Annotated in this window: 21 protein-coding genes and 1 tRNA gene; 3 read left to right on the top strand and 19 right to left on the bottom strand. The window is 37.2% G+C overall.

Going from position 1 to position 20537, the window contains the following annotated elements; all coding sequences use genetic code 11:
- The first annotated feature begins 575 nt into the window (after window positions 1–575).
- Entirely contained in the window at window positions 576–1010 is a 435-nt protein-coding gene (locus F5ESL0259_RS02600; RefSeq protein WP_122037362.1) for a LytTR family DNA-binding domain-containing protein, read from the top strand.
- On the top strand, window positions 1007–1465 hold the full coding sequence (locus F5ESL0259_RS02595; RefSeq protein ID WP_045927731.1) for a DUF3021 domain-containing protein: 459 nt from the start codon (window positions 1007–1009) through the stop codon (window positions 1463–1465). The genes F5ESL0259_RS02600 and F5ESL0259_RS02595 overlap by 4 nt, the downstream gene beginning before the upstream one ends.
- A gap of 132 nt (window positions 1466–1597) precedes the next feature.
- Here F5ESL0259_RS02595 and F5ESL0259_RS02590 read toward each other — a convergent pair whose 3' ends face one another.
- The 6 genes from F5ESL0259_RS02590 to rlmD all read right to left on the bottom strand — a co-directional run bounded on the left by F5ESL0259_RS02590 (window position 1598) and on the right by rlmD (window position 5158).
- Complete coding sequence (locus F5ESL0259_RS02590) at window positions 1598–1963, bottom strand: TIGR02328 family protein (protein WP_122037361.1); 366 nt, start codon at window positions 1961–1963, stop codon at window positions 1598–1600.
- Window positions 1960–2340, bottom strand: a complete 381-nt coding sequence (locus F5ESL0259_RS02585; RefSeq protein WP_122037360.1) for a YbgA family protein — start codon at window positions 2338–2340, stop codon at window positions 1960–1962. The genes F5ESL0259_RS02590 and F5ESL0259_RS02585 overlap by 4 nt, the downstream gene beginning before the upstream one ends.
- 118 nt (window positions 2341–2458) lie before the next feature.
- On the bottom strand, window positions 2459–2725 hold the full coding sequence (locus F5ESL0259_RS02580) for a hypothetical protein (protein ID WP_147446418.1): 267 nt from the start codon (window positions 2723–2725) through the stop codon (window positions 2459–2461).
- Between the two features lie 164 nt (window positions 2726–2889).
- Window positions 2890–3162, bottom strand: a complete 273-nt coding sequence (locus F5ESL0259_RS02575; RefSeq protein WP_122037358.1) for a hypothetical protein — start codon at window positions 3160–3162, stop codon at window positions 2890–2892.
- Window positions 3163–3186: 24 nt separating this feature from the next.
- A complete protein-coding gene (locus F5ESL0259_RS02570; RefSeq protein ID WP_122037357.1) occupies window positions 3187–3453 on the bottom strand; it encodes an AbrB/MazE/SpoVT family DNA-binding domain-containing protein in 267 nt (88 codons plus the stop codon).
- A 352-nt stretch (window positions 3454–3805) separates the two neighbouring features.
- Window positions 3806–5158 carry a 23S rRNA (uracil(1939)-C(5))-methyltransferase RlmD gene (gene rlmD / locus F5ESL0259_RS02565; RefSeq protein ID WP_122037356.1) on the bottom strand — a complete coding sequence of 451 codons (1353 nt, stop codon included), beginning with the start codon at window positions 5156–5158 and terminating at the stop codon, window positions 3806–3808.
- Window positions 5159–5331: 173 nt separating this feature from the next.
- Between rlmD and F5ESL0259_RS02560 the strand changes: the two genes are divergently transcribed.
- Window positions 5332–6042, top strand: a complete 711-nt coding sequence (locus F5ESL0259_RS02560; protein WP_122037355.1) for a Bax inhibitor-1/YccA family protein — start codon at window positions 5332–5334, stop codon at window positions 6040–6042.
- Window positions 6043–6109: 67 nt separating this feature from the next.
- On the opposite strand, the gene F5ESL0259_RS02555 is transcribed toward F5ESL0259_RS02560, so the two are convergent.
- The 13 genes from F5ESL0259_RS02555 to F5ESL0259_RS02495 form a co-directional block, all read right to left on the bottom strand.
- Window positions 6110–7030 (bottom strand): diacylglycerol kinase family lipid kinase, encoded by a 921-nt coding sequence (locus F5ESL0259_RS02555; protein WP_110445799.1) that lies wholly within the window; start codon window positions 7028–7030, stop codon window positions 6110–6112.
- Window positions 7031–7060: 30 nt separating this feature from the next.
- Window positions 7061–8491 (bottom strand): Asp-tRNA(Asn)/Glu-tRNA(Gln) amidotransferase subunit GatB, encoded by a 1431-nt coding sequence (gatB, locus tag F5ESL0259_RS02550; RefSeq protein WP_122037354.1) that lies wholly within the window; start codon window positions 8489–8491, stop codon window positions 7061–7063.
- A 3-nt stretch (window positions 8492–8494) separates the two neighbouring features.
- The gene (gatA, locus tag F5ESL0259_RS02545; protein WP_122037353.1) at window positions 8495–9934 is read right to left on the bottom strand and encodes an Asp-tRNA(Asn)/Glu-tRNA(Gln) amidotransferase subunit GatA; all 1440 of its coding nucleotides are present in this window, start codon (window positions 9932–9934) and stop codon (window positions 8495–8497) included.
- Window positions 9934–10236 (bottom strand): Asp-tRNA(Asn)/Glu-tRNA(Gln) amidotransferase subunit GatC, encoded by a 303-nt coding sequence (gene gatC, locus F5ESL0259_RS02540; RefSeq protein WP_046324527.1) that lies wholly within the window; start codon window positions 10234–10236, stop codon window positions 9934–9936. Before gatC ends, gatA begins: the two co-directional genes overlap by 1 nt.
- Before the next feature lie 14 nt (window positions 10237–10250).
- Window positions 10251–11390 carry a CamS family sex pheromone protein gene (locus F5ESL0259_RS02535; protein WP_122037532.1) on the bottom strand — a complete coding sequence of 380 codons (1140 nt, stop codon included), beginning with the start codon at window positions 11388–11390 and terminating at the stop codon, window positions 10251–10253.
- A 13-nt stretch (window positions 11391–11403) separates the two neighbouring features.
- A complete protein-coding gene (gene ligA, locus F5ESL0259_RS02530; RefSeq protein WP_122037352.1) occupies window positions 11404–13416 on the bottom strand; it encodes an NAD-dependent DNA ligase LigA in 2013 nt (670 codons plus the stop codon).
- A gap of 44 nt (window positions 13417–13460) precedes the next feature.
- Window positions 13461–15704, bottom strand: a complete 2244-nt coding sequence (gene pcrA, locus F5ESL0259_RS02525; RefSeq protein ID WP_122037351.1) for a DNA helicase PcrA — start codon at window positions 15702–15704, stop codon at window positions 13461–13463.
- 78 nt (window positions 15705–15782) lie between these two features.
- Window positions 15783–16430, bottom strand: a complete 648-nt coding sequence (locus tag F5ESL0259_RS02520) for a glycoside hydrolase family 73 protein (protein WP_046324524.1) — start codon at window positions 16428–16430, stop codon at window positions 15783–15785.
- 164 nt (window positions 16431–16594) lie between these two features.
- Window positions 16595–16680, bottom strand: a tRNA-Leu gene (locus tag F5ESL0259_RS02515).
- Window positions 16681–16753: 73 nt separating this feature from the next.
- The gene (locus F5ESL0259_RS02510) at window positions 16754–18505 is read right to left on the bottom strand and encodes an ABC transporter ATP-binding protein (RefSeq protein ID WP_122037350.1); all 1752 of its coding nucleotides are present in this window, start codon (window positions 18503–18505) and stop codon (window positions 16754–16756) included.
- A gap of 77 nt (window positions 18506–18582) precedes the next feature.
- A complete protein-coding gene (locus F5ESL0259_RS02505; RefSeq protein WP_122037349.1) occupies window positions 18583–19263 on the bottom strand; it encodes a MarR family winged helix-turn-helix transcriptional regulator in 681 nt (226 codons plus the stop codon).
- Between the two features lie 115 nt (window positions 19264–19378).
- On the bottom strand, window positions 19379–19834 hold the full coding sequence (locus tag F5ESL0259_RS02500; RefSeq protein WP_122037531.1) for a SprT family protein: 456 nt from the start codon (window positions 19832–19834) through the stop codon (window positions 19379–19381).
- Window position 19835: 1 nt separating this feature from the next.
- Window positions 19836–20534, bottom strand: coding sequence for a glycosyltransferase family 32 protein (locus F5ESL0259_RS02495; RefSeq protein ID WP_122037348.1), 699 nt, complete (start codon window positions 20532–20534; stop codon window positions 19836–19838).
- Between the last annotated feature and the right edge of the window lie 3 nt (window positions 20535–20537).

Here is a 20537-nt window from a genome sequence, read left to right as displayed (position 1 = left end):
CTGAACTAAATTTATCTTTTTCTGTGACAAAAATCTTCACTATAATCTTTTTCTAAAGAACCTATGTCAAGATAATTTTGATCTAAAAGTTGTTTTAAAATTTCAGAGTCAATATCATATAAATCATAGTTTGCTAACCCGTTAATATATTTTCAATATTACTTTTAAGCTGATTTAATTTACCTGCTCTGATAATTCTTACTTCAACAGAAAAATCTGCTTTAAATGAAAGTTTATTTGTTGGAATTATCATAAAATTGAATAATTAAAATGACTATCCAAAAGATAATTGAAGCCAGGATTATATGCAGCCTTCTTTTTTGTTTCAGCGCACAATCTAACCTTAATTCATCAATTTCTCTAATCATCTTCATCCTTTTAAGTAAAACAACTTTTATTTAAATTATACTTTAGTATATTCATGCACTCAAACTCTCTTTTAATTATAAAAGATAAACTTGAACCAGAAACACAAATTTAGTAACCATTAATGACATTTATTCCACCATTTGCAGTAATCTGGGATAAAAGTGAAATTTATCTACTATACTTATTAACAGAAAGGAGCGCCAGGAATGAAAATTAATTGTCACATCGATCCTAATATTAGTGAAGAGCACGGTGAATTATGGATCAAAAAAATGACACCAGCAATTAATGAACTTTTGCAAAAATTATCGCAGTCCGAAAATTCACTATGGTGCCATTATCAATCTCAAATTTATCCAATTCAATTTGAAGACATTTATTCACTTGAAGTTGCTAACAGAGATATTAATGTTTATACAGAAAAGCAGCAACTTACATATAATGATCGTTTATCAAATTTGAAAGGAGATCTACCGAACTATTTTATTGAAGCTTCACGCAGCGCTATATTTAATTATCAACACATCGATCACCTTGAATTACTTAATAATGGGTTAATTGATGTAGTTTTGACTAATAATCATAGAGTGCAGATATCTAGAAGAAATATTAAGAACCTGAAAGAGAGGTTAGGAATATGAAAAACACCAAGAGATTTATCAATTATTTGTTTACTTTTGCTACTGAAGGCATCTTCATTGGCTTAATGATTTCTATCTTTTGCAGTTACGCATCACATAGCGCAGTTTATGTTCCATCCAGTCCATCTTTTACGACAAACTTTAGCAATTTGCTTAATGCTTTTACCGCCTCAATTATTCTTTGGGCGGTGACTGGAATATTTTTCGGTTTTGGCAGTTTTATCTTCACTATTAATCATTGGTCATTATTAAAGAAAACAGTTATAAATTTCTTCACCTACTATTTTGGGTTCGTTTTTTTGGCCCTTTTAGCTGGTTGGGTTTCGTTAGACTTGATTAACTTCACAAAATTTACTGTGATTTTTGTCATCATCTACTTAATTTGCTGGTATTATAATTACCATAAAATTGCAAAGGAAATTGCAAATATTAATCATAAAATCAAAAAAGAGTAATCTAATTACAATGTCAAAAAAGTTGAGCATTCATATCAAAGTGCTCAACTTTTTTACTTGTGTTTCTTAAAAAAGAGATTTAGGAAAATATCATCATTCAATGTTAATCTTCGGCTTTTTAGTAAACTAAACTTAATATAAATCTATTCCTTTTTGATGTAAATTATCTAAGCAACTTTGTAAATAAGCCTCATCATGTTCTGGATAAATTGGATTATTCCAAGGAATAGCTGTTAAACTTTCGTACTTAGGACAATACTGTCCTCTATAATATGGATCAAACCATTTAAGATCTGGATGATAATGGCGCCGTTGCATCTCAGCTAATACTAACAAATGAAATTGATACAATTTGTAAGGTGAATGTTGAAAAACATAGTTAACAGTAGCATGGGGCTTGCCCCAGCCACGTCCGCGCAAAGCAGCAATTTCGCGGTGTTGCCCTAATAATTGTTGCCTAGGCAAATGCCAAATTAAGTCTTGATGCCATAATCTCATGATTTTTCTTTATTCTCCTGAATTAAACGTGAATTTAGTAAATAAGAAACTTGATACTTTTCAGCTAAAAGTCTTAAAAATGGACCCAATTCATCTTCTGTTGGTGATAATTCTTGCAATAACAGTAAGTATGTTTGTTTTTCTTCCGGCGTACAAATTTTCTTAAAGTAGCCCCAGACATGCTGATAAGAGTTGGTTAAAGTTTTAACTGTTGGAGTTTGACTGGCCGCTTTTTCTAATAAGTTCTTGAATTCAATATTCTTTTGTTCCGACCATTCGTTGTCCTTAGCCAGCATCCTAATCTGCTCATAGCACTGTTGCGAATGAGCCATCACCCAATATTTATTGTAGGCCCATTCTTCTTGCCATTTATTCATTTTCATTTGTCCTACTTTTTCAAGTGTTTACATACATAGTTTTATTAATAATAAATTCTTCCTAACTAAATTTTATTACTAAATACTATTTCGAAACAAACGAATGAAACTAATTTTATTAAAACAACTTGTCCAAAGCTAACAGCTGTTTCATGTATTGTCTTTGGGCGTTTTTATTCTTTGATTTACTCTGAAGTTGCTGTAAATCACCATTAACAGTTTTTCTTTGTCCAAATTCAATATCCAACACATCATAGTCTTCATTAACAAAATCTTCAAAGTGCATTTTATTAACGAATTTTGGAAAGTCACCAGCAAATGTATCTAACCATATTTTGGTACTATTGTTCTGATAGGCTTTTTGCATCGATGTTTCTTTACCCATAAAGTAAAGTTTCAGATCATATAATAAATAATCAATGCGATCGTTATATTTTAAATAGCGAAGAGTATTTATAGTTGGTGCTTTATGCTGGGGCCATATGAAATGTAACTTTACACTTGATCTGATTTTGGCATAGTTTGATAAAAATTCTGGCGTAGTTAACCCTAAATTTTTAAACTTTTAACACCACAAACGATATCTGCTGACATTTTTATCTTTTGATTATTGACGTCAACAAATAAATTACATTTCTTGCACTCTAAATTATATTTAATAGCTAGATCTTTGTATAATTCATCATCACAATCATCTGGATCTTCATATAGAGCATCTTCAACATTTTTGACCATTTTAGGATCATTAGTTTCCAACCAGCGGTAATAATCACTTTGAAAGAAATTTTTCAAACGTTCAATGTTTTTTAAATATACTTGCAAAAGTCATTCATTCCCCTGACTCTATTAGCCATTAACCATCCAGTCATGGAAATACGGCGATTTTTTAGGGTCAAAACAACCATTTTTATCAATATTGACATCTTCAACCGGAATTTGCTCAACCAATTTAGCCCAATCTAATGCCGTTGGTAATTTTTTGATAGTAATTTCATTATTCTTTAACTCGAATAACACTTTGCTTCCCTTTTTCAAGCCTAAAGCTTTCCTGATTGGTGCTGGAATAACAACTTGTCCTTTTTGTGAAACTTTACCAGTAAAAACGCAGTCCATAACTATTCCTCCTATTTATTTTAAGTCTTACAACTGTTTTACCAAAAACCCCTGTTAATACCAAAAATTATGTCAATTAATTTTGTTAACAAAGTATTTGACATCAATAAAGCATCGCTTAAGAATAAATTATCTAGTACAAATTTCTCTTGTTTTTAAGCATCTGAACAAATGAGAGAAACTATTTAGTAAAAAGATTTTCATGCTACTTTTTATAATAATTGTTTTTCTCTTATCCAGAAAACACTGTGGTAAAGCTCCGAAAACAAAAAGCGTTCTAATTCTAATCTTTAAAATAGAAATTAGTACGCTTTTATTCTATTAAAAATGCCACTACACAAACATTTAGTATTTATTTCCTAGCCCATTCCAATACCGTCACTGCTTCGACATGTGGTGTTTGTGGAAACATGTCAACGGGATCGATTTGGCTAAAGGTGTAACCATCCTTCATAAACTCTTGCAGGTCACGAATCATGGTTGCGGGATTGCATGAAATATAAACAATCTTCTTTGGACCAGTTTTTACTGCTGCTTCAATAAATTCTGGCGTTAATCCTTTTCGTGGTGGGTCGACAAAGATGACATCAGCTTTCATCCCCTTAGCAGCCCATTTTGGCATCACTTCTTCAGCTTTACCAGTCACGTATTTCGCATTATTGATACCATTCAACTTAGCATTATTATTAGCATCTTTCACCGCGTCAGAGACGCTTTCAATTCCACGAACAGATTTAACGTGCTTGGCAACGCTTAAACCAATAGTTCCAATGCCAGAATAAGCATCAACCACGATATCGTCCGCCTTTAAATCAGCTTTTTTAGTGGCTAAATCATATAAGCGAGGTGTTTGCAGTGAATTAATTTGAAAGAAACTTTCAGGGGAAATCTTAAACTTCACATCACCAATTTGATCCGTAATTTGTGGCTTACCAAAGATTAAATAATCAACTTTACCTAAAATAACGTTGGTCTTCTTCGGGTTATAGTTCAAGACTAGGCTAGTTACGCCTTCAATTTGCTTAATTGCCTCTGCTACTTTAGGTAGTTGCGGAAAATCCTTGTGCAGGCAAACCAAGATGACCATAATTTCGCCGGTGGCTTTACTGCGGCGAATGTCTAAATACCTGACTTCACCCTCATTATTAATCTCATCGTATGCTGGGACATGATATTGTCTTAAAATGTCACGCACAGCGACTAAAACGCGGTCAATTTCAGGATCAGTTGTAAAGAAATTAGTCAGAGGCACCAAATCGTGCGAATGTTTTCTGAAAAAGCCAATTTCAAGCTGGCCCTTAACCTCACGCACTGGCACCTGTGCCTTGTTACGGTAGCCAGTTTGTTCTGGACTAGGCAAAGTCTCTGCTACTTTGACATCATCTAAATGGGCTTTCTGTAGTAAATTTACTACTTGATTACGTTTAAACTCCAGCTGCTTATCGTATTTAATGTGTGCTAAAGAAGCTAATCCAGTTTGAACCCACTGGTTAAGTTTAATGTTAACCCGATCAGGACTTTCCTCAATGATTCGTTCAATTTTAGCAAAAGCAAAGTGTTTTTTTACTTTTAAGATCCTGGCTTCTACCGTCTCTCCCGGTAAAGCATTATTGACAAATACCGTCATGCCCTCATAATGAGCTACTCCCATAGCTTCATATGATAAATCGGTAATTTCTAACTTAATAATTTGATTCTTTTCCATATTTTGTCCTTTTTTACAAACACTAATTAATATCTTTATTTTACTAAAAATCCTAGCAAAAGTAATGCACAAGTCGATTTCTTAACATTGGATTAATTTCAACTTTATCCCTTCACACTTATTGTTGTCTGTGTTACTTTTAATACTAATAACTTAAAGAAAGGACGTTTTTCATGAATAATTACGATACTAATTCAGACAGGCGCCAAATCCACACCATCTCCGAAACCAATACTTTTTTAACAAAAATGTATGCCTTGATGGCTGGTGCAATACTTGTTTCTGCGTTAGCAGCTTACTTAACAATGACCGTATTCAGAAGCGCTGTGATGAACATGCCAGTGGCTATGATGTGGCTCATCTTATTTGTACCTTTTGGCTTATCAATGGGTATTAGTTTTAAAGCTGATCGCAATCCAGTTGCCAGTTTAGTGATGTTAATAATATTATCAGCAATTTACGGTTTTGAATTTGCCTTAATTGCAGGCTTTTATACCGGCACCCAAATTACTTCTGCCTTTGTTTCAGCAGCAGCGGTGTTCATTGCCATGGCTTTGTTTGGCACTTTTACTAAAAGAGATATGACTAACTGGAATTCTTACTTAAGTGCTGCTTTACTAGGTTTTGTTGTTGCCTTGATAGTTAATATGTTTTTACGTAACCCGGCCGTTACTTATGTCTTCTCATTTATTGGGGTCATTCTTTTTACAGGTTTAACTGCCAGCGACGCCAACAAAATGAAAGCCATTTACACTAATTATGGCGACCAAGTTTCAACTAACGGCTTAGCAGTGCTTGGTGCATTGCAACTTTACCTTGATTTCATTAACATTTTTATGTTCTTACTAGAAATCTTTGGTGGCAGTGGCAATAGTCGCAACTAATAGATTTTGTTACTAAACTAAAGAAGCAATTACTCGTGAAAGTAATTGCTTCTTTTTTGTGCTTTATCTATTCGCCAACGAAAAATTCAATTCGTTGTTGTAAGTTTTTAAAAGTAACAGGACAATAATCGCCAATTTCACCATCAAGGTTAACCGGCAACTTCTCGCCTTTGCTTTTACCCATTAATTCAATCTTTAAACTACGCGTCTTAGTGTAAATAATGTCGGGATCATCAACGTGTTTGCCGTTTAAAGCTAAAGCCATTAATTTTAACAACTTTACTGGTTCAGACGGCTTGACAATTATTAATTGAAACAAGCCATCACTTAATTCAGCATCAGGCATAATTTGTTCAAAGCCACCGATGGAATTGGTCATTCCGAGCAATAACATTGAAAGCTTGCCTTCGTATACGCCCTCATCATAGGTAAGACGAAGTTCGTTTTCAGTAAGATGCGGCAGCATTTCCGCACCCTTAATTAAGTAGGCAGTATAGCCCAGTGCAGACTTTACTTCCGACGGAACACCATATGTCAGTTCAGTCAATGAACCACAAGCAGCAATATTAACAAAATACTGAATATCCTTGGCAAAAGTTGCCTCACCAATATCCATTTTACGGGTTTTATTTTTGAGAATAACCTTTGTTGCTTCGGCAATATCATTTCGGGGTATATGCAGAGCACGAGCATAATCGTTAGTAGTACCGGCAGGAATAATTGCCATCTTTGGTCTTTTTTCCAAATTCGCAATGCCGTTGACCACTTCATTAATGGTGCCATCACCGCCAGCGGCAACAATCAAATCAAAGCCTTCATTAGCTACCCGAGTTGCTTCTTTTTGCGCACTCTGCTTTTCTGGCTTGGTTCTAAATGCACTTGCCTCATACCCAGCTTGTTCCAAAACGTCCAATATATCCGCGACATTTTTAGGCATCTGTTCGTGACCAGATACAGGATTATAGATCAATCTTGCTTTTTCAGTCATAATTTCTACCCTTATTACTTCAAAACTTACTTAACGCTTTTGCAATTCTTCATTCAGCAACTTATTAATTACCTTTGGATTGGCCTTGCCCCTGGTTTGTTTCATCAACTGCCCGACAAGATAACCAATTGCCCGATCCTTACCGTTCTTAAAGTCTTCTACCGATTGTGGGTTGTTATCAACAACTTCTTTAACCATAGGAGCCAAAACGCTGGTATCAGATAACTGCACCATACCTTTGTCTTCAACGTATTTCTTAGGGTCTGTACCATTAGCAATTGTCTCTGCAAAGACCTTTTTAGCTATTTTAGAAGAAATCGTACCATCTTTAATCAATTTAATCATGGCAGCTAAATGTTCTGGTGTCAACTTAATATCAGCAAGTTCAACCCGATTATCATTCAAATAACCATTAACTTGAGTGTTCATCCAGTTAGCAGCAAGCTGGGGATCAGCTCCTGCAGCAACAGTCTGATCAAAGAAGTCTGAACTCTCTTTGGTTTGCAAAAGAACATTGGCGTCATATTCTTTCAGACCAAATTCATTCACATACTGGTTGTAACGTTCTTCAGCTGAACGCGGTAAATTTGACTTGATTTCATCAATCCACTCTTGGCTGATATGATCAGGTGCGATATCAGGTTCAGGGAAGTAACGGTAATCTGCATCGCCTTCTTTGACACGCTCCAAAACTGTTTTACCAGTTGCTTCGTCAAAGCGGCGAGTTGAAAGTTGCACGCGACCACCAGAAAGGAGAACTTGAGCTTGACGCTTTTCTTCATATGCCAAAGACTTACGTACATGTTCAAAAGAGTTCAGGTTCTTCATTTCAACTTTGGTACCCAGTTCCTTTTGACCGGCAGGTCTAATGGAAATGTTGGTATCAACACGCATTGATCCCTCTTCCATCTTAACGTCGGAAGCACCGGTAAATTGCACTATCTTACGCAATTTTTCAAGGTAAGCATAGCCTTCATCCGGATCAGCAATTTCGGGCTCAGAAACAACTTCAAGTAAAGGAACACCCTGCCGGTTTAAGTCAACGTAAGAATAACCGTTGGTCCCGTGAGTATTTTTACCGGCATCTTCCTCGATGTGCATTTCATGAATTCCTATGCGCTTTTTCTTACCATGAGATTCAATTTCAACATAACCATCACGAGCTAGTGGTTGGAAAAATTGGGTAATCTGATAAGCCTTAGGACTATCAGGGTAGTAGTAATTTTTCCGGTCAAAATGAGTTGTTGGCAAAATATGAGCATGTGTGGCTAATGCAACCATAATTCCTAAGCGGTAAACGTCCTTGTTAACGTAAGGTAAAACACCTGGCATCGCCCAATCAATGACATTAGTTTCCGTGTTGGGTTTAGCACCATAACTTACTGGCGAAGGTGAAAAAATCTTACTTTTAGTTTTTAATTCAAAGTGAACTTCGAACCCAATCGTTGATTTAAAATTCATCAGTTAATCCTCCATTCCAGTTGGTGTTTTTTCATAAAACTTATTGCTTCGCTCGATAAAATCAGCTACTTGGAAAATACTACCTTCATCAAACCGTTTGGCCATAATCTGCAGTCCTACAGGCATTCCATCAACTAAACCAGCAGGAACACTGGCAGCAGGAATTCCTGCTAAGTTGGCTGAAATTGTCAAGATATCATTATTGTACATTTTAATTGGGTCAGAAATTTCACTACCGATGCCAAAAGCAGGAGTGGTGGTGGTTGGGCCCACAATAACGTCATTCTCAGCAAAAATCTGATCGAATTCGTCACAAATTAACGTTCTGACTTTAGATGCTTGTCTAAAGAAACGATCATAAGAGCCAGCCGAAAGTGCAAAAGAGCCCAGCATAATCCGCCGCTTAACTTCTTCGCCAAAGCCTTCTGAGCGTGACTTAACGTAAACATCTAATAGGTTCTTAGTATCTTGAGCACGGTAGCCGTAGCGAATACCATCAAATCTTTGCAGGTTTGATGAAGCCTCACTTGAAGCAATAATGTAATAGTCGGGAACTACATACTTGGTTAAAGGCAAAGATACCTCAGTAATGATTGCTCCAGCATTTTCCAGAGCATCAATTTGTTCTTGAATTGCCTTGCGCATATCGCCATCCACTGCAGCCATATATTCTTTAACTACCGCTACATGCATACCCTTAACATCTTGACCAATGTACTTGGTAAAATCAGGCACTGCTCTAGTCGAAAGAGTAGAGTCGTGCTCGTCACTACCCGCGATCACGTTTAAAACTTGAGCCGAAGTTTTTGCCCGCTTACTCATCACGCCGATTTCATCTAATGAAGAAGCAAAAGCAATTAAGCCCCAGCGAGAAACGCGGCCGTATGTTGGCTTGATACCAAAAATGCCGTTAAACGCAGAAGGCTGCCTGATCGAACCACCAGTGTCTGAACCCAAAGCAGCAACGACTTGGCCCGAGGCAACAGCAACAGCTGAACCACCAGACGAACCGCCCGGTACTTTATCCAAATTCCATGGATTGTGGGTAATACCAAAGTATGAATGTTCCGTAGAAGAACCCATCGCAAATTCATCCATGTTGGTTTTACCCACAAAAGTCACTTGCGCCTTTTTTAATCTTTCAATGACAGTCGCATCATATACCGGAATGTAATTATCTAGAATATGACTAGCTGCCGTTGTTTTAACACCATCAGTAATAATGTTGTCTTTAATGGCAATGGGAATGCCAGCAAGTTTATTATGAGCAAAGTCTAAATCATTTTGTGGCTTTGCATCTTCTTGAACAGTAATCCAAGCATTCAACTTGTCATCTGTCTTTTTAATATTATCAATTGTATCTTGCGCTAATTTGTCGGCTGACAAAGTCTTTTGGGCAAGTTTTTCATTTAAAGAGTCAATATCTTCATTTAAGTAATTCATTACTCGTCCTCATCCTTATTAATAATTACCGGAACCTTAATGAAGCCATTGGCCTGTTCAGGAACATTTTTCATTAATTCAGCTCGATCTTGCCAGTGTTCAGGCTCATCTTCTCTAAAGACAGTATCACGATCAACAACCTGAACGGTTTCTTTCACACCAGCAGTATTAACTTCTGATAATTGATCAGCCATATTAATAATTGAACTCATTTGTTCAGTTACCTTGCTGATATCTTTTTCATCAATCTCAAGCCGCGACAAAGTCGCAACGTGTTTAATTGTATCTTCTGTAATTTCCACGCAAATATACCTCCTTATTCGCCACCATAAATATGGACTTGATAACTACTATCCCCTGTTTCTTTAGCAACTAAAGCCTGGATATCATTAACGGAACCAATCTTAATTTCGATGGGCACGTTATTAGCCAAATACTTCTTTGCGGTTGATAAAACCAGCCTGGTAAAACTTTGAATTTGCTCATACCCATAAAACTGGGTAGTAATTGTAATATTTTCTTGAGCTAACTTACCATTTTCATAGCGTAAAGTTGCTGTTACACCACTGATATTAGGGAAATAATTTTGAATAGATTCTTTAAAACTATTGAAACTGGAAGCATCACTGCTATTAATTGCTTTTTTACCACCAACCGTTGGTAAAACTTCCGCTTGAGTATTAATAGTTTTCCATTTAGTTATTTTACTACTATTAGCGGCCGCTGTCCCGCTCAAAAAGTAAGTTCCAGCTACTAAAGAATCCTTACTTTCTTTAGCAAAAAGCCCAACCGTAATTGGAATGTTCTTTAAGGCTTTCTTTTTCCGCAAACGAGCCACTACTTTTTGAGCCACTGCTTGCCCATATTGCTTTTGCTGCGTACGTGAAATTTGTGCCTGGTATTCAGGACCATCTTTTTTCTTTTGATAATAGTCAATTGAATTAAGAGCAAGCCCAATACTAATACCACCTATGTGGTAATTTGAACCGGATCCAGTCAAAAAATCTTGTTCAATTATTTCTTCTAAATAAATTGGTTGGTAATTTTTCTTAGTTCCTATTTTGGGATTAAGGCCAGTGGGATTTGACTTTGACTTTCGTCCCAGCCATTGATTAGCTACAGTGGCAGAAATATACTGGCCTTCCTGAAAGACATATGAATTTGTTGAATAAACACCTTTAGAAATCTGGACCAAGCCTCGTTCTAATTCTCTGGTGTCAACAGAATTATCATTATCAGTCGCTGTCAGGCCAGATATTGGGCTTGTTACATAATGCCCGTTTTTAAGCAAAACAGTATACCCATTATTACCAGTATCAGTAGTTTGATATGTTTTAGGGCTTGAATTCGATGATGTTTTAGCGTTATTCGCCAAGTTGGAATTTTTCAAGTTGCCGCAAGCCGTCAAACTCAATGATATTCCCAAAAGCGTTAATATTTTCAAGTATTTTTTCACTTTAAAAGTTCCTTTATTTAACTTGAGCAATTGCTTCTTCCTCAGTCAATAACGGTACACCGAGCTTCTGCGCTTTGGTGTATTTGGAACCAGCGTCCTGACCATAAATTACATAATCGGTTTTTCTTGAAACAGAACCAGTTACCTTAGCACCAAGTGCTTGTAATTTCTTGGTAAACTCACTTCTAGTGTAATGCGCCAGAGTTCCTGTTAAAACGACAGTTTTACCTTTAAAGTAATTGTCAGGGATTGCTGCGGTGTCTTCAGGTTCTGCACCCAGATAATCCATGTTAACACCACTATTTTTAAGTTCATTAACTAGATCTTTAACTTCATCTTGAGCAAAATAAGTGGTTAAAGATTCTGCAATTGTCATCCCTATTGTAGCGATAGCAGCTACATCTTGCACGTCTGCAGTTATAATCTTTGCCATATTTTTAAACTTTTGTGCAATTAATCTGGCAGCCTTTGCACCGACATGATCAATTCCAAGTCCAGTTAACAATAATTCAACGGAATTTCTTTTTGAATTATTGATGGCGTTTAATAAATTGCTGATAGATTTATCTTTAAAATGATCCAGTTTTTCCAAATCAGCAGCGGTTAAATGATACAAATCAGCTACATTATGAACTAAACCATTCTTAATTAACTGCCGCACGATCTTAGGCCCTAAGCCGTCAATATTCATAGCCGGTCTTGAAGCAAAATGAGTTATACCCTCTTCAATTTGAGCAGGACACGACGGATTAACACAGCGCAATGCTACTTCATCTTTTAGATGAATCAATTTTTCTCCACACGACGGGCAAGTTGTCGGAATCGGATAAGGTTGAGCATCCTTCGGTCTTTTAGCTAATACCACTTCTGAAATCTCGGGTATAATATCGCCCGCTTTATGTAACATAACGGTATCGCCAATACGGACATCTTTTTGTTGCAATAAATCGGCGTTATGCAAAACAGCATGAGAAACTGTAGTACCAGCTAACTGGACAGGATCCATAATTGCAGTTGGCGTTACAACTCCAGTACGACCAACCGTCCACTTAATTTCATGAACCACAGTTTCCTGCTCTTCAGGAGGAAATTTATACGCTATTTCCCAACGGGGCACTTTGATGGTATTTCCTAGTTCTTGTTGCAAATCCAAATCGTCAACTTTTAAAACGATCCCGTCAATACCGTAATCTAGCGAATTTCTTTTAGCAGTATATTCGTCAATAAAAGCAAAAATATCGGCCATTTTCGCAATTCTGCGACCGGTTTGATTAGTATGAAAACCCAGCTGCGTCATCTTTTCAATGGCTTGGTGTTGGCTGGTAATTTCTGCTGGCGGATTAACCCAAGTATAAATAAATGTGCTCAAGTGCCGGTGTTTGGTAATACTTGCATCTAATTGCCGTAAAGAGCCGGCTGCGGCGTTGCGCGGATTAGCAAAAGTTGCTTCACCTTTTTCATCACGCTCCGCATTGAGTTTAGCAAATGGTTCTTTACCCATGTAACATTCACCCCGAACTTCTGTGGTCAATTTTGCGGGCAAGGTTTGCGGTATATCAGAAATATAGCGTGCATTAGGAGTAACATCTTCACCTACTTGACCATTTCCCCTGGTAGAAGCCCTAGTTAATTTACCGTCAGTATATTCTAAGGCAATAGACAGACCATCAATTTTTAACTCTACGTTATAAGCAACTTCGTGACCTATTTGTTTTTGCACTCTGTCATCAAATTCCTGCAGTTCTTCTTTAGAAAAAACATCTCCCATTGATAACATTGGAATTTCATGAGTAACCTTAGTAAACTGATTGTCAATCTGTCCCCCTACTTTTTGAGTAATGGAATCTTGTGACACCAGCTGCGGAAATTCCTGCTCAAGTTCAACTAAACGATTATAGTTTTTATCGTACACATTATCTTCAACTTCAGGTGTGTCCTTTGTATAATAGGCATTTGCCCATTCGTCTAGTTTATCTCTTAGAGCTGCGACTTCTTTTCTGGCCTCATCAAGAGTTAAATCTGCCATTTTCTTCCTCCTGATTTAAAACTATTTTTTTATTTCTGCTTTTATTATACCTTTTTAATTGGTGCAAATGCTGCTAGAAGCCGCTTGATTCCTTTGCCACTAAAAGCAATATCAAGTTCCATGTCTTCGCCTTTGCCGTTAACTTTAGTTACAACGCCTCTGCCCCAGGACTTATGCTCTACCTGGTCGCCGACATTCCAGCCTTTTTTCTCTGCTCCCACTGCACCAGCAGGTTTAACTTTGGGAGTATAAACCTGTGCACGTGCCCGTTCATCACTATTAGCAAAAGGTGCAGTTTCAGCTTGCAAGTTATCACTAGTCAAGGTAATTGGAACGGAATTTTCAATATTCAGATCGTCTTGATCAATTTCTGCCAAAAATCTGGAAGGAGGATTATTTTGCATTCTGCCATACATCATACGTGAGTAGGCATTGGTTAAAAACAGTTCGCGCTTAGCTCGGGTAATACCCACATAAGCCAATCTGCGCTCTTCTTCCAGCTGATCATCTTCCATCAAAGCGCGTGACAAAGGAAAAAGTCCATCTTCCATTCCCACTAAAAAGACTACTGGAAATTCCAGCCCCTTTGCGGCGTGTAATGTCATTAACGCCACTTGATCATCATTATTGGTCAAATCATCTTGGTCACTTAAAAGAGAAACCTCGGCCAAAAAGTCACTCAATGCATTTTCAGCGTCATCGTTTTCTTCATATTCATCGTCAAAACGCTTAGTAACAGACAAAAATTCATCCAGGTTTTCTAATCTAGTCTCTGCCTCAATTGTATGTTCAGCTTTCAGGGCAGCAGTATAGCCAAAATCTTGCAGTATTTTTTCAGTCAGACCAGTAACTGTATGATCTTTAGCAAAGTTAATCGCATCGCGTAGTTTAGCGCCAAAATCACTTAGTCTGGCGGCTGCCCGAGCAGTAACGCCCGACATACTAATGTGATCAAAGGCTTTTAAAATTGATAAATTGTTATCACGGGCAAAGTCCATAAAACGCCGCACACTAACTGGTCCAATACCGCGCTTAGGGGTATTAATAATCCGGTTGAAACTCATGGAATCGCTGGGATTAGCTACTAACTTTAAATAAGCCATAATATCCATGATTTCTTTTCTATCATAGAACTTATGACCACCAACAATTTGGTAAGGAACATTTGACTTGACAAAGGACTCCTCAACTGTTCTGGATTGAGCATTGGTGCGGTATAATACCGCAAAATCGTGATAAGAACGCTTTTTCTCTTTTACCTCTTCTTGTATTTTAGCAATAATAAAATGCGCTTCATCGTCGCCACTTTGGGCACGATAATAAGTTACTTTTGCACCTTCACCTTGGTCTGTCCACAGCTTTTTGGCTTTGCGGTTACGGTTGTTCTTTATTACCGCATTAGCAGCCGCTAAAATATGACCAGTTGAACGGTAATTTTGCTCCAGTTTGACAGTTTGAACGCCATCATCATGATAGTCTTGTTCAAAATTCATAATGTTTTCCATATTGGCACCGCGCCAACCATAGATTGACTGATCCGCATCACCGACAACACAGATATTTTTATATTGAGCCGCTAAAGCATGACACAGTTCATATTGTGCCTGGTTGGTATCCTGGTATTCATCCACCAGTAAATAACGAAATTTATTTTGATAATAATGTAAAACTGTCGGAGCCTTCTTAAATAAGACCAGAGTTTGCATAATCAAATCATCAAAGTCCATAATTTGATCATTCTTTAAGCGTTTTTGATATTCCTGATAAACTTGAGCAGTTATTTTTTCAAAAGGTGAGGCAGCGCTGGCTGAAAATGCATCTGGAGTAAGTAAATCATTTTTGCCATTGGAAATGGCAGACAAAATCCTCCGTGGTTCATACATTTTGGGATTAATATTTTGCTCTTTTTGGATATGTTTAATTAAAGTAAGTTGTTCAGCTGAATCAGCAATCGAAAAATTACTGCTATAACCAATTTTTTCGGCATCCCGTCTTAATATGCGGACACAAAGAGCATGAAAAGTCGATATCCAGATACCGTCAGCCTGCTGTCCCAATAACTTATATTCACGCTCTTTCATTTCAGTAGCAGCTTTATTGGTAAAAGTAATAGCCAAAATATTCCAAGGCGCGATCCCTTTTTCAGCAACCAGATAAGCAATTCGCCGCGTTAGCACGGATGTTTTCCCAGAACCCGCTCCAGCAACGACTAACAATGGCCCTTCTGTAATCTGTACTGCCTTTTTTTGCTGTGGATTTAAACCTTTTAAAATTGATTCTACGCTCATTCTGAATCCTTTCACCCTAAAATTTATAACTCTTCTATTGTACCAAAAATCGCAATTGTATTTGCTCCCCTGTGCATTCTATTTATCAAAACGGTCAAGATTGTATTCTTCAATTAATTTAATCAGTTTATCTGCATAATCAGGGTCGGTGGCATAGCCGTCCTTGACTAAAGCACGAGCCTGAGCCTCATAATTTTTGGCTGCCAGAACGTGCCGGTACTGCTTGGCATCCCAAGTCGTCCCCTTTTGGAACAAGCGCGCATGAGCCCTGATTGAAGCTTCATAAGAGTCATAGATTTGAAAACGAGCTTTGATTTCAATCCATTTACCTTTTTCAAATTCTTTGGTTTTTAAGACAGCAGAAGTATTAGGGTTATTGCCTTTGACGCCAAAGAGGTTATTGTATTTTTGGGAAAGATCGCTTTTACCATAATCACTTTCGAGACAGGCTTGAGCAATTGTGATACTAGGTAAAAGATCAAAAGATTTATCCACTTCTTTAGCTATCGGGCCAATTTCGCGGATAAACGCCTTATGCTGTCTGATAATCTTTTGCCTTGCCTCTTCACGCGCAAGCTGCTCTTGTCTAATCTGTTCAGACTGAATTGCCTGCCTACGATAATAACGAAAAGCCACAAAAGCAATTATTAACAAAAATAAAATAATAAAAGTGCGCATAATGATTGCTGTATTAGATAACTTCTTGCTTCTTCGTTTCCTCGCCATTTGTTTTCCCTTGCTTTAAAAAATCTCTTCTTAAGTATAACCTCTCTTAATTATAAAACTATGCAATATAATTAATTTTTAAAATAAAGTTAGTTGGTTGCAAAATAAATCTGCTTAAAAAAATTAAGCACAAAAAAATGGAGCCAAAGCTCCATTAAAGCAAATGCGGGCAAGAAGACTCGAACTTCCACGATCTAAAAGCGATCACAAGATCCTTAGTCTTGCGCGTCTGCCATTCCGCCATGCCCGCAACACATTCAATACTATAACCCAAAATTGAATTTAGCACAAGAGTTTTCTTAATCATTTTTATTTAAAAGCGGTTAATTTACCATCTGCTCGGTGACATACTTAGCGTATAAACTATGCTTTTGCATCAATTCGTGGTGGGTGCCATGGCCCGTAACTTTTCCATGTTCTATAAAATATATTTGATCGGCATTAACAATCGTCGCCAGTCGGTGTGCAATTACCAAAGTGGTTCTGTTAACCATCAGTTTATCAAGAGCTTGTTGCACTTTTCCCTCTGATTCTGAATCGAGACTTGCCGTAGCTTCATCCAGCATTAAAATCTTGGGATTCCGTAAAAAGGCCCGGGCAATAGCTAAGCGTTGCTTTTGACCACCAGAGAGCTTAATTCCGCGCTCACCTATTTCGGTCTCCATCTGATCAGGAAATTCACGGACAAATTGATCCGCATAAGCCAAAGAAAGACCACGCCAAAGATCTTCATCGGTCATCTCTTTAGTCAAACCATAAACCAGGTTTTCCCGAATTGTGCCAGAAAAAATGGCACTATTTTGAGAAACATAACCTATTTGGCAGCGCCAATTTGCCAGGTCAATATCTTGGATATCCTGCTTCCCAATAGTAATTTTGCCACTATCTGGTTGGTAAAACCGCTCTAGTAATGCAAAAATAGTTGACTTCCCGCCACCGCTAGGACCAGCAAAAGCAATCACAGAATTGGGTCGTGAAACAAATGAAATTGACTGTAAAACTGGTTCATTTTTCACATAGCTGAAATTCAGATTTTGTGCAGTTAAAGTTTTATTAGTTAAATCGCAGGTCTGTTGACCCAAGTTCTTTTCGGGCTCTATTCGTAAAATTTCTTGGATACGTTCAGTTGAGCCTAAGGCTTTTTGAATCTGGGAGAAAAAGGTGGCAAAATTGGCAACAGGGCCAATAACATTAAATAAGTACAGTAAAAAGGCCACTAATGAACCACTTGTTAAAGAACCTTGACCAACGCGAATAATGCCAAAAGCCAAAATGCCGGCAAAAGCAGCCATCATCAAGGTCATAATGATTGGCTGTAAAACAGCTTCGACGCGTGCGTCTAAAACTCCAATGGTGAAAATTTTATTGATTCGGTGATTACCAGCTTCCTGCTCATGTTTTTCGCCGTTACTGGATTTAATTAAGCGGACCTCAGATAGTTTTTCATTGACCTCACCATTAAATTTGGCTGTTTCCGCTTGTAGTTTACGACCTAGTCTCACCATTATGCGACCAACCGGTAATAAAATTACTACCACAATAGGAACTACGACAAACATTAAGGTGGCCATTTCCCAATCCATCACAAATAAAATGATTAATGAGAAAAATAATTGGATTGCGCCGGTAATAAAATTAGGAAACTGCGAAGCCAGTAAATCTTTTATTATTCCAGTATCATTGACTAGTCGCGAGCTGCTTTCACCCACTTTATTAGCATCAAAATAAGTAACAGGTAATTTTAACAGGTGAGCCCATAACCGTTCACGCAGGATCTTGACTACGCTTTCACCAAAATAGCGCAGTACGTATCCGCCCAAAGTTCCTAAAACTAGCTGCAACACAAAAACCACGATGATAATAACTAAACTTGAATAATTAAAGTTATCCCATTTACTAGTGTCCACCAGCTGCCTGGTTAATAAAGGTAATGCTAAATTGGCTGCACTTGTGACAAGACTAAGTAGTAAACCAATTATGAACAAAGACTTTTTCACATTTAAACTTTTTAGCAGGTCTAAAAAGTCACTAATTTTAACATTTTGCTTTCCATCTTTACGTGACCCAAATGCCATAAAAGATACCGGCTTTCCTTATTTAGACTAAATAAAAAAGTTTTTCAATAATTGAAAAACTTTAATCATGTTGCTAATTATAAATCTTCATTTTCATTATGCCAAAATTTTCGCCAAAAGTCGCGGTCATACCCGTGCATCTTATCATAATCGCAATAATTTCTGTTAAAATCAGCGCGAGGAAAGTCATGATGGTAGTGATGCCGTTCATGCATATGATGACACATAGCGCGCATATCTGATCTTGAAAAGTTATGCTCAGCGGCATATTCACGCCATTTTTTAATTCTTTCCATTCGATAGGCCGGATCAACAAAAGAACTGGCTTTATCCTTAAAATCATCATCCCAGCCCGTAGCAATTTTTTGCAGATACTGACCAAATTGGTCTTGCTCTTCCGCAGTCAAACCAGCAAAAAACGGTGCAGTATCTTGCTTGGCTTTTTGTTCGGCTAACTTTGCGGCCTTTTCTTTTCCGCTCTCTGTTAGATAAACTCGTTTAACCCGTTTGTCTTGCTCATCAACTTCACGTCGGATATCGCCTTTTAACTCCATCTTTTTCAACAGTTCTGCTAAAGAGCCCGGCTTCAGAGCCAAAATCTCAGCCAGATAATTTTGGGTTAGGCCGTCTTCCAACTTTAAGATTGCTAAAACTCGTTTTTGACCAGATATCGGCTCTTTATTCTGAAACATGTAGTAGCGACTGGCACGCATAATAAAATGAAGTTGTTTCATTAATTGATCACTTGTTTGAATCATTATTAAGCTCCTTTAATAAAATAATATAAAGTTAGGTACCTAATATATTTTACAAGTTAATTATAGTTTGGTGCCTAACATTTTGTCAAATCAAAAATTTTTAAGTTGTTTTAAGTCACCTGTAGTCAACCAGTTTTAATTTACCTTTACAATGACCACACGCATATCGTCGTAAATTTAATCGGCGAACTCGCCAATACTTTTGTCCGCAAACTGTGCAAATGTATAAGTATTTTGCTCTTCTTTTGCGCCTGAGACCAATATCTGGTGCATATCTTGAACCACCAACTTTATTAAGTAAAACTTTAAAGTCATGGTCTTGATGACGATATCCTCTGTGATTTAAATGTAAGTGGTAATGCGTCAATTCGTGCTTAATTATGCCAATCAATTCTTGATAATATTGCGGCACTAAAAAATGCGCATTAATTTCAATGTGGTGATCATCTAAATGATACCGACCACCAGTTGTTGTCATGCGCTTATTAATTTTTACTCGGTGCTTAAACTGTCTGCCAAAATATTTAAGAGAAACTTCTTGCACCAGGTTCTGTAATTCTTCTTCAGTCAGATTATCTGAAAACTTTGGCATATAGTGCTGCCTCTTTTTTAGTTTTGATCCTGACTTTCAGAGCTGTCACTATTTTTCTTTTCAGTGGCTTAGCTCCTTCCATCCATGTTCCGGTAAAAACATGGATGGTCTTTGACTGCGCAGAAGGATTACAAAGTACACCATCCGGATAAACGTGTATACCGGTCTGCAATTGCTGCTCCTTGTTATTAGGCTGAGCACCATATTTATTTTTTAAAATGTCAGATACAGAAACAGTATTCACTCCTGCTAATTGGTCTTGTTTGTCAAACGTGAAATTACGGTCATCATAATAAGAAAGCATGTCTTTAATCAGTGGATGACCTTTTTCCGCTCCAAATACTGCTGTAAAAGGATTATCCTTATTTTCAAAACCGACAAAAGCTTTATTATTTAACAAATCGTGTAAATTATCCAAAACCAAAACATCCGTATCCAGATAGATACCGCCCATTTCATAGACTGCTTTAGCTCGAATGTAATCTGAAACAAAGGCCCATTTTTTAGCCTGATATGCTTGTTCTACATATTTATTTTCGTGAATATCAAAATTGTGTTCATTCCATTCGATAATTTGATAATCCTGCAAGTGTTTTGACCAGGTCTTCATGCAACGCTGAATATTTTGTGGTTTAGGGTTACCCCCTACCCACACATAATGAATTATTTTGGGAATCATTTA

The organism is Lactobacillus sp. ESL0259 (genome assembly GCF_003693045.1).
Classification (GTDB): Bacteria; Bacillota; Bacilli; order Lactobacillales; family Lactobacillaceae; genus Lactobacillus; species Lactobacillus melliventris.
Note: the sequence above shows the minus strand (reverse complement) of the source record. Positions and strands in the feature narration are given on the sequence as shown.